This is a genomic window from Streptomyces inhibens (genome assembly GCF_022221585.1).
Taxonomy (GTDB): domain Bacteria; phylum Actinomycetota; class Actinomycetes; order Streptomycetales; family Streptomycetaceae; genus Streptomyces; species Streptomyces inhibens.
This window is the reverse complement of the sequence record NZ_CP084681.1, coordinates 6,624,081-6,637,371: the sequence shown is the minus strand read 5'-3', so window position 1 is coordinate 6,637,371 and position 13,291 is coordinate 6,624,081. Positions and strand designations below refer to the sequence as shown.

Sequence of the window (13,291 nt, the reverse complement as noted above, 5' to 3'; positions counted from 1 at the left end):
CGGCTGCCGGCCGCGCCGCCCGGCCCACCGCCACGGCCGTGGCCGACAGCTGGGCCGGGCAGGCGACCCTTCACTACCAGTGGGCCGGCCGGTTCAGCGCCGCCGGCAACTTGGTGGCGGCGTCGCCCCTGGCCGCGTTGAGCTGGGCCTGGGTGAGGAAGATGGCGCCGGTCAGGTCGGCGCCGCGCAGATCGGCATCCCGCAGATCCGCTCCGATCAGGTCCGCCGTGCGCAGGTCCGCGCCCTGGAGGTCGGCCGCTATGAGATACGCCCCGCGGAGGTTGGCGCCCTGGAGGTTCGCCCCCTTGAGCCGGGCGCCCATGAGGTCGGCGCCCCGCCGCTCCTTCTTACGGCCCGGGACCTTGGCCCGTACGAGCTCACTGGTGCGCAGCAGCAGCGCGTTGACCTCGCCCCGGTGGGCCGCCACCTCCAGCTCCGCGAGCTCCTGGGCGCTGCCGCGGGTGAGACCTTCGGTCTTCTCCAGCGCGGCGCGCAGATCGGCGTGCACCGGGCGGGCGGGCCGCAGGGTCAGCGCCTCGGCCAGGTACCAGAGGAGTTCGTGCAGCTGCCGCATGACGGGGAAGACGTCGAACATCTGCCGGGCGGTGCCCGGCGCCTGCCGCCAGTCCTGGCCGCCGAAGGTGACCTGGGAGACCTTCTGTCCGGCGCCGAAGCAGTCGAAGACGGTGCAGCCGGAGAAGCCGCGCGGCCGCAGTTCGGTGTGGATGCCGCAGCGGAAGTCCGTCTGCAGATTCGGGCAGGGCCGGCCGGCGTCCTTGTCGATCGCGAAGTCCGCCGAGGCGGCGAACGGCAGCGCGACACAGCACAGTCCGAAGCAGCTGCCGCAGTCGGACTGCAGGCCGAGATCGACGATGTCCGGAATTGATTGTTCGCGGTCTGTCGATCGCGCGCGGTCTGGGGACAAGGTGCGTGTACTCCTGCGGCCGGCCGGCGGGCGTGGCTCAGGGCCGCGCCCGGAAGGAAGCCACCATTCTCCCAGGAGGAGAAGCGGGCCCCGCCCGGCCGGTTTCGATCGCCGCGGCCGGGCACCGCGCCGTCCGCCGCCCGGCGTTGTCGGTGGTCGCCCCTAGCCTCGGGACCATGAGCATGATCGGAGAGTACGCACGTGTCACACCTGCCGAACTCGACCGCGCCCTCGGCGATCCCGAGTGGGCGCTGAAGCTGGTCATCGGGCGGATGGAAGCCGAGTCCGCGCAGCGCCCCGAGCCGGCGCGGGCGCGCTGCCTGGACGTCGACAAGGCCTGGGACGCCCTCGGTTTCCTGCTGCGCCGCGCGGCCTTCCCGGTGGACATCGTCCATGGCGAGCAGGCCGTCCCCGACGCGGAGGACTGGGGCTACGGCCCACCCCGTTACCTCACACCCGGGCAGGTGCGAACCGCCGCCGGGGCGCTGGCGGAGATGTCCGGCGCCGGCCTGACGGCCGGTGTCGGGCCGGAGGACCTCGCCAGGGCCGAGGTGTATCCGGCGATCGTGTGGGAGCGGGGCGAGCCGCTGGACTATGTGAGCGGGTACTACGACCTCCTGCGGCCGTTCTTCCGCGCGGCCGCGGACAAGGGGGACGCCATGCTCATATGGCTCGGCTAGAGACGCGGGCCCAGCCGGCGGACCGGGGCGGGGCCGTCCCCCGCCGCTGCTCCTCACACCTCGTCAGGGCTGCTACCTTCACCGCATGTTGCAGCGGATGTCCGGTGTATTCATCGGTGCACTCTTCGGGACGATCTTCGTGGTCGCCAATGCACACGATCCGCTGAATCCCGCGGTCGGTATCGCGCTCCGGGTGGTCGCGGTGCTCACCTTCGCCGGGCTGCTGGCGCTCGCGCTGCTGGCGGGCCGGCGCGGGCGGTCCGCGCCGGACGACGCCGAGGCTCCCCGAGCGGACTGGTTCCGCGGGAAGTTCGGCTTTGTCGTCGGGGCCGAGGCGGTGCTGCTGATCGGCGGCAATCTGGCGCTGCGCGCGGCGGGAGCCCCCGAGGAGACCGCGGTGGCCTGGATCGCGCTGATCGTCGGGCTGCACTTCGTGGCGCTGATGGCGGTCTGGAAGCGGCGCAGCATCGCCGTGCCCGGCGCGGCGCTGACCGCGCTCGGCGCGATCGGGCTCGGTATGGCGGCGACCTCCGCCGTGGCGTGGGTGCCGTTCGTCAGCGGTGTGCTGTCCGGCGTGGCGCTGCTGGGCGGCTGCGGGTACGCCATCGCCCACACGTACCGCAGGACCGTCCTGCCGTAGGCCCCGCGGCCCCACCCCGGAACTCAGTACGTCCGCACGCCCCGCAACGCCGGATGGCCCAGATCACCGAGGAGCGGCGCGGGCCCGGCGCGGCGCTCGCGCCAGCAGCGCAGCAGCGGCCAGCTCGCCACCCCCAGAGTGAGCGAGAGCAGATGGCCCCAGTCGCTCAACGGGTCGGCGTAGACGAGCAGATCGGTGAGGGCCAGATAGCCGACGCCGGTCAGCAGCGGCAGCCGCGACCAGGCGGGCAGCAGCCCGGCGAGGGCTCCGGTGCAGGTCATCACGCCGAAGCTGATGCCGTAGTCGAGGCGGTGCAGGGAGCTCTCGGGCAGCTGTCCGGCGGCGACCGAGAAGGCGACGGGCATTTCGGTGGCGAGGGTGGCCAGCACATGCCCACCGAAGAAGACGGCGGCGGTGCGCAGCCCGCCCATCCGCCGCTCCAGGGCGGTCAGCACGAAGAGGAAGGCGACCGCGTAGGCGGAGGTCATCCCGCCGGCGATCCACAGGGCGCTGGCGACCAGCACCAGCAGCGGGGCCTGCGCGAGATGGACGACGTCGGTGCTGGAGCCCTGCAGCAGCTGGGAGACCAGCGCCGGGTCGGCGTACTGGGCGAAGAGTGAGGTGGCCGCGAGGAGGACGGCGTAGCCGAAGGTGAAGGGGGTGCCGACGGGGGTGGGCAGCAGCCGCAGCAGCCGCCCTCGCGCACCCGGCCGGCCGGCGTCCGGCGCCACGTCCTCCGCGGCGGCACCGGCCTCCTGGCCCGCGCGCTGCCGGGGGATTCCCGCGAGCAGCACCGGCCGGTCACCCGGCCGGGTGACCGGTCCCGTGGTCCCGGCCGGCGCACGATCGGCCTGCATTCTCCCGGCGGTTCCCAGCCAGCTCACGGTCCGAGGCCCCTTCCGTCCATCGCGCATCCGGTGAGCCACGCCCGATCGCCCGGCCGTGGTCGCTCTGCCCTGCACTACGTCGCGCACCAGCCTGCACGCTCAACCCATGAAGAACCTGTGTGAGTGATATCCATCACACCGGGCAACCGTCCTTCGATACGTCACGTCAGCACGGCCGACGGCGCGCGCCTCCCCCAAGGTGTTGGACCGCCGCGGCCCGTATTGGCCACCATGGACGCCATGGTTCCCGTGACTCCGCCGCAGGCAACGACCGGCCCGTCGCCCGCCCCACGCACGATCGACCGCCGCGAGGGCCCGTACGGCGAGGTGGTGCTGCGGCAGCGGGGCGGGGCCCCGGAGCCCGGACCCGAAGGCCCCGCGGCGCCCGTGGTCTACGAGATCATCGCCAACGGCTGCTTCCTGATGGACACCTCCGACGGCCGCTCCGAGCGGCTGCTGATCGACGCCGCGCTCGCCGAGCTGCCGGCCGGCCGTGCGCGACCCGCCGTGCTGATCGGCGGCCTCGGCGTCGGCTTCTCCCTGGCCAGGGCGGCCGAGCAGCCGCGCTGGGGCCGGATCGCCGTCGTCGAGCGTGAGGAGGCGGTCATCGACTGGCACCGTACGGGCCCACTGTCGGCCGTCTCCGCGGCGGCGCTGACCGATCCGCGCACCGAGATCCTGCACACCGACCTGGTCGCCCACCTCTGCGACGGGGCGGGTCAGGACACCTACGACGCGCTGTGTCTGGACATCGACAACGGCCCCGACTGGACCGTCACCGAGGGCAACGACAGCCTCTACTCCCCCACCGGGCTCGCCGCCTGCCGTGACCGGCTGACACCCGGCGGAGTGCTCGCCGTCTGGTCCGCGCAGCCCTCTCCAAAATTCGAACAGGCCCTACGAAATGCCGGGTTCAGCGGGGTACGGACGGAAGAGATCACCGTTGTCCGAGGCGTCCCGGACGTGGTCCACCTGGCGCGGAAGGGTGCGTAGCCGACAGTCACACCATGCCCGTACGCTGCTGCCCAGCAGTACGCGACCACGCAGGGGACATGCAGGGGCGGGCGATGGACCAGACTCAGACAACGCAGGGCGGCGCCGCCGCTGCCACGCCGGGCGCCCAGCGCCGGGTACTGGTCGTGGAGGACGACCCGACGATCGTCGATGCCATCGCGGCCCGGCTGCGCGCCGAGGGCTTCCAGGTGCAGACGGCGACCGACGGCCCGGCCGCGGTGGACACCGCCGAGGCCTGGCAGCCCGATCTGCTGGTCCTCGATGTGATGCTGCCGGGCTTCGACGGCCTGGAGGTCTGCCGCCGGGTCCAGGCACAGCGGCCGGTCCCGGTGATGATGCTCACCGCCCGCGACGACGAGACCGACATGCTGGTCGGCCTCGGCGTCGGCGCCGACGACTACATGACCAAGCCGTTCTCCATGCGGGAGCTGGCCGCCCGGGTGCATGTGCTGCTGCGCCGGGTCGAGCGCGCCGCGCTGGCCGCGCACACCCCGCGCAGCGGCATCCTGCGGCTGGGCGAGCTGGAGATCGACCACGCCCAGCGCCGGGTCCGGGTGCGCGGCACCGATGTGCATCTGACGCCCACCGAGTTCGATCTGCTGGTCTGCCTGGCGAACACCCCGCGCGCGGTGCTCTCCCGTGAGCAGCTGCTGGCCGAGGTGTGGGACTGGGCGGACGCCTCCGGGACGCGCACGGTCGACAGCCACATCAAGGCGCTGCGCCGCAAGATCGGCGCCGAGCGCATCCGTACGGTCCACGGCGTCGGCTACGCCCTGGAGACCCCGCCCGCATGACGCGGCGGTGGCGGACGCAGATGAGCGCGCTGTGGCAGCGGGTCTGGGACGGGCTACGGCCGCTGGACCCGTACCGCTCCGTCAAGGCCGCGCTCGGCGCGCTGGTCAGCGTCTCGGTGATCATCACCACACTGCTGGTGTTCGTCGCGATGCACTCGGCGACCGAGCTGCGGGTGATCACGATCTTCTCGATCATCGCCTCGCTGCTGATCACCCAGTTCGTGGCGAACAGCCTGACCGCCCCGCTGGGCGAGATGACGGATGTCACCCGCTCGATGGCACACGGTGACTACAGCCGCCGGGTGCGCTCGGAGCGCCGCGACGAGTTCGGCGACCTGGCGGAGGCCTTCAACCGGATGGCGGCCGACCTGGAGGCGGTGGACACCCACCGCAAGGAGCTGGTCGCCAATGTCTCGCACGAGCTGCGCACCCCCATCGCCGCGCTGCGCGCCGTCCTGGAGAACGTCGTCGACGGCGTCTGCGAGCCCGATCCGGAGACGATGCGTACGGCGCTGAAGCAGACCGAGCGGCTGGGCCGGCTGGTCGAGCACCTCCTGGACCTGTCCCGGCTGGACAACGGAGTGGTGCCGCTGCACGCCCGGCGCTTCGAGGTCTGGCCGTATCTGTCGGGGGTGCTGAAGGAGGCCAATATGAGCCGCGGCGCCTCCACGCTGTCCGGACTGGCCGGCTCCGGCACCCACACCCGTACGGACGTCCATCTCCACCTCGATGTCTCGCCACCGGAGCTGACCGCGCACGCCGACGCCGAGCGGCTGCACCAGGTCGTGGCGAATCTCATCGACAACGCGATCAAGCACAGCCCCCGGCACGGCCGGGTCACGGTGCACGCACGGCGCGGCGAGGGACCGGAGAGCCTGGAGCTGGACGTGCAGGACGAGGGGCCCGGCATCCCCGCGTCGGAGCGCCACCGGGTCTTCGAGCGGTTCAACCGCGGCGGGCCGTCGCCCTCGGGTCCCGGCAGCGACGGCGGCACGGGCCTGGGCCTGGCGATCGCGCGCTGGGCGGTGGATCTGCACGGCGGGCGCATCGGAGTGGCCGAATCACCTCGGGGTTGCCGGATCCGGGTCACTCTTCCGGGGCTGGAGTCGGCTCGAAGCTGACGGCCGCTGACGTAGGGTCGGTGGTAGGAGCACTCATCCCGTGGGTGCGACGGCGGTGAGAGCTACCCGCACGCGGGCAAACTTGATGTGTTTCCCGCCAAGTCCTGCCCCGAAACCCCTCGCGGAATGTGACGTACACGACGAGTAGCCCTCCCGGACTGCACCGAAGGTCACAAGAGGCGTAGCCTTTATTCCCGCTGTCCACCACCTTAGGAAGCGGAAGAGGGCGGTTGCCGCCGTGTCGCTACAGTCCCCCAACAGCTCGAGCATCTCGACCGACCAAGAGGGGCAGGGAAAGAACCCTGCTGCCGCGTTCGGTCCCAATGAGTGGCTCGTCGACGAGATCTACCAGCAGTACCTCCAGGACCCGAACTCGGTAGACCGAGCCTGGTGGGACTTCTTCGCCGACTACAAGCCGGGCGGCGCCACCGCGCCGAGCAAGCCGACGGAGGGCTCCGCCCCCGCTCCGGCCGCCCCGGCCCCGTCAGCCCCGGCCGCGCCTGCCGCCGCAGCGGCTCCCGCCGCGGCCGAGCCGAAGCCTGCGCCCGCCCAGCCGGCAACCCCGGCGAAGCCTGCCGCGAGCGCTCCGGCGCCCGCCCAGGCCGCTCCGGCGAAGGCAGCTCCGGCGAAGGCCGCCCCGGCCAAGCCCGCCGCGAAGCCGGCTGCCGCGGAGGGCCTGGCCCCCGGCGGTCCCGAGTTCGTCACCCTGCGCGGCCCCTCGGCCGCCGTTGCGAAGAACATGAACGCCTCCCTGGAGCTGCCGACGGCCACGTCCGTCCGTGCGGTCCCGGTGAAGCTGCTCTTCGACAACCGCATCGTGATCAACAACCACCTCAAGCGCGCCCGTGGCGGGAAGGTCTCCTTCACCCACCTCATCGGGTACGCGATGGTGCAGGCCCTCAAGGCCATGCCGTCGATGAACTACTCCTTCGCGGAGAAGGACGGCAAGCCGACGCTGGTCAAGCCCGAGCACATCAACCTCGGTCTGGCCATCGACCTGGTGAAGCCGAGCGGCGAGCGCCAGCTGGTCGTCGCGGCCATCAAGAAGGCCGAGACGCTGTCGTTCTTCGAGTTCTGGCAGGCCTACGAGGACATCGTCCGCCGGGCCCGCGACAACAAGCTGACGATGGACGACTTCACCGGAGTCACCGCGTCGCTGACGAACCCGGGCGGCATCGGCACCGTCCACTCCGTGCCGCGTCTGATGCCCGGCCAGTCCATGATCATGGGCGTCGGCGCGATGGACTACCCCGCGGAGTTCCAGGGCACCTCCCAGGACGCCCTGAACAAGCTGGGTGTCTCCAAGGTCATGACGCTGACCAGCACCTACGACCACCGCGTGATCCAGGGCGCCGCCTCCGGCGAGTTCCTGCGCATCATGAGCCAGCTGCTGCTCGGTGAGAACGAATTCTTCGACGACATCTTCAAGTCGCTGCGGATTCCTTACGAGCCGGTCCGCTGGCTGCGCGACATCGACGCCTCGCACGACGACGATGTCACCAAGGCCGCCCGGGTCTTCGAGCTGATCCACTCCTACCGGGTCCGCGGCCATGTCATGGCCGACACCGACCCGCTGGAGTACCACCAGCGCAAGCACCCCGACCTCGACATCACCGAGCACGGCCTCACCCTGTGGGACCTGGAGCGCGAGTTCGCGGTCGGCGGCTTCTCCGGCAAGTCCATGATGAAGCTGCGCGACATCCTGGGCGTGCTGCGCGACTCGTACTGCCGCACCACCGGCATCGAGTTCATGCACATCCAGGACCCCAAGCAGCGCCAGTGGATCCAGGACCGGGTCGAGCGTTCGCACAAGTCGCCCGAGCGCGATGAGCAGCTGCGCATCCTGCGCCGGCTGAACTCCGCCGAGGCGTTCGAGACGTTCCTGCAGACCAAGTACGTCGGCCAGAAGCGCTTCTCCCTGGAGGGCGGCGAGTCCGTCATCCCGCTGCTCGACGCCGTGATCGACGCGGCCGCCGAGTCGCGCCTGGACGAGGCCGTCATCGGCATGGCCCACCGCGGCCGCCTCAACGTCCTCGCCAACATCGTCGGCAAGTCCTACGCGCAGATCTTCCGCGAGTTCGAGGGCAACCTCGACCCGAAGTCGATGCACGGCTCCGGCGACGTGAAGTACCACCTGGGCGCCGAGGGCACCTTCACCGGCCTGGACGGCGAGCAGATCAAGGTCTCGCTGACCGCCAACCCCTCCCACCTGGAGGCCGTGGACCCGGTCGTCGAGGGTGTCGCGCGCGCCAAGCAGGACATCATCAACAAGGGCGGCACGGACTTCACGGTCCTGCCGATCCAGCTGCACGGTGACGCGGCGTTCGCCGGCCAGGGCGTGGTCGCCGAGACGCTGAACATGTCCCAGCTGCGCGGCTACCGCACCGGCGGCACGGTGCACGTCGTCATCAACAACCAGGTCGGCTTCACCGCCGCCCCGGAGTCGTCGCGCTCGTCCATGTACGCCACCGACGTGGCCCGCATGATCGAGGCGCCGATCTTCCATGTGAACGGCGACGACCCCGAGGCCGTCGTCCGCGTTGCCCGTCTGGCCTTCGAGTTCCGCCAGGCGTTCAACAAGGACGTGGTCATCGACCTGATCTGCTACCGCCGCCGCGGCCACAACGAGTCGGACAACCCGGCCTTCACCCAGCCGCTGATGTACGACCTGATCGACAAGAAGCGCTCGGTGCGCAAGCTCTACACCGAGTCGCTGATCGGCCGGGGCGACATCACCCTCGAAGAGGCGGAGCAGGCGCTCCAGGACTTCCAGGGACAGTTGGAGAAGGTCTTCACCGAGGTCCGCGACGCCACGACGGCGCCGGTGGCCCCCGAGGTGCCGCAGCCCAAGGCCGAGTTCCCGGTCTTCGTGGACACCGCGATCTCCCAGGAGGTCGTCAAGCGGATCGCCGAGTCCCAGGTCAACATCCCCGAGCGGGTCACCGTCCACCCGCGTCTGATGCCCCAGCTGCAGCGCCGCGCGGCCCAGGTCGAGGACAACACCATCGACTGGGGCATGGGCGAGACCCTCGCCATCGGCTCGCTGCTGATGGAGGGCACCCCGGTCCGGCTCGCCGGCCAGGACTCCCGCCGCGGTACGTTCGGCCAGCGCCACGCGGTCCTCATCGACCGCGAGACGGGCGAGGACTACACGCCGCTGCTCTACCTCTCCGAGGACCAGGCCCGCTTCAACGTCTACGACTCGCTGCTGAGCGAGTACGCGGCGATGGGCTTCGAGTACGGCTACTCGCTGGCCCGCCCCGAGGCGCTGGTCATGTGGGAGGCCCAGTTCGGTGACTTCGTCAACGGCGCCCAGACCGTCGTCGACGAGTTCATCTCCTCCGCGGAGCAGAAGTGGGGCCAGACCTCCGGCGTCACACTGCTCCTCCCGCACGGCTACGAGGGCCAGGGCCCGGACCACTCCTCGGCCCGGATCGAGCGCTTCCTCCAGCTGTGCGCGCAGAACAACATGACCGTCGCGATGCCGACGCTCCCCTCCAACTACTTCCACCTGCTGCGCTGGCAGGTGCACAACCCGCACCACAAGCCGCTGATCGTCTTCACCCCGAAGTCGATGCTGCGTCTGAAGGCCGCGGCGTCGAAGACGGAGGAGTTCACCACGGGCGGCTTCCGCCCCGTCATCGGCGACTCCACGGTCAAGGCCGAGGACGTCCGCAAGGTCGTCTTCTGCTCCGGCAAGGTCTACTACGACCTGGAGGCCGAGCGCGTGAAGCGTGGTGCCAACGACACCGCGATCGTCCGCATCGAGCGCCTCTACCCGCTCCCCGGCAAGGAACTCCAGGCGGAGATCGCCAAGTTCCCGAACGCCGGGAAGTACCTGTGGGTCCAGGAAGAACCGGCGAACCAGGGTGCCTGGCCGTTCCTCGGCCTCAACCTGATCGACCACCTCGACCTGGCCGTCGGCGCCGACGTCCCGCACGGCGAGCGCCTGCGCCGCATCTCGCGGCCGCACAGCTCGTCCCCGGCCGTCGGCTCCGCCAAGCGCCACCAGGCCGAGCAGGCACAGCTGGTCGCGGAGGTCTTCGACGCGTAAGCGCCGGAGCCACCGGGTGAACCGGTAACGCCGAAAGGGCCCGTCCTCGCTCTGCGGGGGCGGGCCCTTCGGCTGTGCGCGCCGGGTGGCGGCGCGCCGCGGCGGCCCGTTATACGGGCTGCGGTTCGAAGTCCCAGTACGGGCGCCGACGGCGCCGGGCGGACAGGGTGTGCGGGTGTTCGGCGCCCAGCGTCTCGGAGAGCTGCAAGATCGCCTCCTGCTCCAGTTTCGACGCCTCCTGGCCGCGGCGCAGCGCGCGCAGATCCTCGGCGAGGGCCGTCTTGGCGGAGAGGGTCAGCGGGTGGGTGTCACCCAGCATCGACTTGGCCCGCTCCAGGGTGTCGCGGCCCAGCTCGACCGCGCCGTCCTCGTCCTCGACGCGGTTTCGCGCGGCGCCGACGTTCAGCGCGCAGCCCAGGGTCCACGGATGGTCGGGGCCGACCACCTGGGTCATCCCGCTCAGTGACCGCTCGGCGATCTCCAGCGCCTCCGCCAGTTCACCGAACTCCGCGCGGACCAGGCCGGTGTTCCCCAGGGTGCCGACGGTGTACGGGTGGCCCTCGCCGACCAGCGAACGATAGGACTCGGCGACCTCCTCGGCGAGCTCGCGGGCCTGCCCCAGGTCACCGTGCTCGCGCAGGAAGGTGGCGTGGTCGGCGCGGACACTCAGCGTCTCGGGGTGCCGGGGCCCCTGCACCCGGCGGGACCGCTCGACGAGGGCGGCCATCAGCTCGCCGGATCGCGCGGCCTCGCCCGAGCGGCGCAGACACAGCGCGAGGTCGTGCTCGGAGCGCAGGGTCTGGGGAGTGTGCGGGCCCATGACCTGGAGATGCAGCCGGGCGTTGAGTTCCTGGCTGGAGGTGGCGTCGCGGTAGCGCCCGATCAGGCGCAGCGTCCGGGCGTGTGCGGCGCCGGCGTTCAGGGTGAGGTGGTGGCGGGCGCGCAGCTCGCGCTCCCGGTAGGCGAGTACCTCGCGATGGGTGACCAGCGCTTCCTCGTAGCGGCCGAGCAGCGCCAGTACGCATCCGAGGTTGTGGCGCGAGGAGAGGGTGCGCGGGGCCTCCGGGCCGAGCAGGGCGACGTAGGCGCGCCAGACGGCGTCGAAGAGGGCATGGGCCTCGTCGTAGGAGCCCAGCGCCATCAGGGTGCCGGCCAGGCCGTCCTGCGCGCGCAGCAGATCGGCGTCGGAGGCGCCCCGTTCGGCGGAGAGCTGGTCGACGACGGCGCTGCCGACCGCCTCGGCCTCGCGGTAGCGGCCGAGCCTGCGCAGCATATTGGCGTGCTGGTGGGTGAGCACGAGCATGGTGCGCTGGGTGGGTTCGAGGCGGCTGCGCCAGCGGGACATGAACAGTTCGCACAGCCGCAGGCCCATGCGGTACTCGCCGCGGACCCGCAGATATTCGACGCAGTTGAGGAGCAGCTGCTGAACGGCCGGGTCGGGGCTGTCCAGGACGCCGGCCGGCTCCAGATGCGGGATGAGTTCGGCGTAGCGGTCCCAGTAGCGGGTGTCGGCGGGGTTCTGCGGGTCGGCGGTGACCAGCACCCGGCAGGCCGCCGCCGACATCAGGTCGCGCTCGTCCTCCGTCATGTCGCTGCGCAGGAACCGGTGGTAGAGCCGGTGCATGAGCGCGGTCTCCACGGCCGGGTCGGAGTCCTCGGAGACCTGGTAGTCGAGGCGTACGGCGGTGGATTCGGTCAGCCGGCGCAGTGCCGTGTTCCAGCTGATCGGCTCCGCGGCCAGGTCAGCGAGATATTCGGGCAGATCGCCGCGGCGGGCCTTGGCGAGCATCGGCACGGGGATGGCGTCGGGCGCGAAGAACGCGAACAGCTTGAGGAGTTCGACCGCCCCGGGGCTGCGTTCGCGCAGGGTGTTGAGGGTTATGGCCCAACTCGTCTGGAAGGCCATGGGGTAGTCGGAGGAGATACGGATGCCCACGAGGCTGGGCTCGCCGCGCCGGATCAGCTCGATGTACTCCTTGGGGGACATCGGGTTGGCGTCGAGCCAGGCGGCGGTCTGGGCGAGCAGCAGCGGCAGGTCCTGTACGGCGTCGGAGAGCAGGTCGGCTTCCATCGGCGTCAGCCGTGGTGCGCGCCGCCGGGCGTAGGCGACGCTCTCGATGCGGGTGAAGGGCCGTACCTCGATCTCCTGGGCGCTGCCGGATCCCGACCAGTCGCGGGTGAGGGTGGTGATCAGGACATGGCCGCGGCCGTCGGGGACCAGGTCCTCGATCTGCTCCATGTCGTCGGCGCTGTCGAAGATCAGCAGCCAGCGGCGGTAGGGGCGGCCGATGCGGAGGGCCTCGTGGACGGCGCGGATGCGGTCGCCCAGCTCCCGGCCGACGGGGAGGCCGAGCCGGGTGGCGAGCTCGGCGAGCTGTTCGCGGGCGGCGCCGCGGTTGGTGGCGCTGATCCACCACACCACGTCGTAGTCGTTGCCGAAGCGGTGGGCGTATTCGGCGGCGATCTGGCTCTTGCCGACGCCGGAGGTGCCGTACAGCGCGATCCGGGTCTCCAGCGGCGGGCCCGCGCCCGCCCCGGAGCCGGCCAGCTTGCCGTGCAGCTCTTCGAGTACGTGGTCGCGCCCGGTGAAGCGGTTGTTGCGGCGCGGGATGTTCCACACCTCGGGCGGGTTGTTCGGGAAGCGGGGCGCGCCGGGCGCGCTGTCGTCCACGGTCCGGCCCGGGGTACTGATGCCCAGCCGGTGCAGCAGCCGGCGGTTGGCCTCGCGGGCGTCCAGGTCGCGCAGGTCGGCGGGGCGCAGCAGGGAGGCGGTGGCCGGCAGGCTCTGGGTGGCGACGCTCACCGCGGCGAATCGGTCGGCGTGCTGGGGCACCACCTCGCGCAGCGCGGCCGTCCACTCGTCCTGCGTCTTGGGGCCGAGCCGGAAGTACCAGTCGTCCAGCACGATCAGCAGCCGGCCCTCGGCCTCCAGCAGCCCCGTCAGCTCCTCCACCAGCGCGGTGTCCACATGCGGGTCCCAGCGCAGCATGGTCGTGCCGTGGCCCTGCTGCTCCAGCTGGTGGGAGATCCAGGCGGCCCATGGGCGGGTGAAGCCCGCATAGCTGATGGTGATGTGTTCATTGGAGCCGGTAGGACCAAAAGAACCGGAAAGACCAGAAGAACCAGAAGAAGTGGCCTGATCGACCATGCGACCGTCTCCCTGAGATGCGATGGTG

9 protein-coding genes are annotated in these 13,291 nt (G+C 71.2%); 6 read left to right on the top strand and 3 right to left on the bottom strand.

Annotation, left to right across the window (positions count from 1 at the left end; all coding sequences use genetic code 11):
* Positions 1-73: 73 nt before the first annotated feature.
* Positions 74-925, bottom strand: a complete 852-nt coding sequence (locus KI385_RS30175) for a pentapeptide repeat-containing protein (protein WP_425356976.1) — start codon at positions 923-925, stop codon at positions 74-76.
* Between the two features lie 176 nt (positions 926-1,101).
* Between KI385_RS30175 and KI385_RS30170 the strand changes: the two genes are divergently transcribed.
* Positions 1,102-1,605, top strand: coding sequence for a YfbM family protein (locus KI385_RS30170; protein ID WP_238575268.1), 504 nt, complete (start codon positions 1,102-1,104; stop codon positions 1,603-1,605).
* A gap of 97 nt (positions 1,606-1,702) precedes the next feature.
* Complete coding sequence (locus KI385_RS30165) at positions 1,703-2,245, top strand: hypothetical protein (protein WP_238575267.1); 543 nt, start codon at positions 1,703-1,705, stop codon at positions 2,243-2,245.
* 23 nt (positions 2,246-2,268) lie between these two features.
* On the opposite strand, the gene KI385_RS30160 is transcribed toward KI385_RS30165, so the two are convergent.
* On the bottom strand, positions 2,269-3,102 hold the full coding sequence (locus KI385_RS30160; RefSeq protein WP_425357106.1) for a rhomboid-like protein: 834 nt from the start codon (positions 3,100-3,102) through the stop codon (positions 2,269-2,271).
* A 270-nt stretch (positions 3,103-3,372) separates the two neighbouring features.
* Here KI385_RS30160 and KI385_RS30155 point away from each other — a divergent pair, with 270 nt between their 5' ends.
* From KI385_RS30155 to KI385_RS30140, 4 genes are all read left to right on the top strand, one after another.
* A complete protein-coding gene (locus tag KI385_RS30155) occupies positions 3,373-4,125 on the top strand; it encodes a spermidine synthase family protein (RefSeq protein ID WP_238575265.1) in 753 nt (250 codons plus the stop codon).
* Between the two features lie 74 nt (positions 4,126-4,199).
* Complete coding sequence (locus KI385_RS30150) at positions 4,200-4,940, top strand: response regulator transcription factor (RefSeq protein WP_238575264.1); 741 nt, start codon at positions 4,200-4,202, stop codon at positions 4,938-4,940.
* Positions 4,937-6,061 (top strand): sensor histidine kinase, encoded by a 1,125-nt coding sequence (locus KI385_RS30145; protein WP_238575263.1) that lies wholly within the window; start codon positions 4,937-4,939, stop codon positions 6,059-6,061. The genes KI385_RS30150 and KI385_RS30145 overlap by 4 nt, the downstream gene beginning before the upstream one ends.
* Before the next feature lie 238 nt (positions 6,062-6,299).
* Entirely contained in the window at positions 6,300-10,115 is a 3,816-nt protein-coding gene (locus KI385_RS30140; protein WP_238575262.1) for a multifunctional oxoglutarate decarboxylase/oxoglutarate dehydrogenase thiamine pyrophosphate-binding subunit/dihydrolipoyllysine-residue succinyltransferase subunit, read from the top strand.
* A gap of 109 nt (positions 10,116-10,224) precedes the next feature.
* Here KI385_RS30140 and fxsT read toward each other — a convergent pair whose 3' ends face one another.
* Positions 10,225-13,263 carry an FxSxx-COOH system tetratricopeptide repeat protein gene (gene fxsT, locus KI385_RS30135; RefSeq protein ID WP_238575258.1) on the bottom strand — a complete coding sequence of 1,013 codons (3,039 nt, stop codon included), beginning with the start codon at positions 13,261-13,263 and terminating at the stop codon, positions 10,225-10,227.
* Between the last annotated feature and the right edge of the window lie 28 nt (positions 13,264-13,291).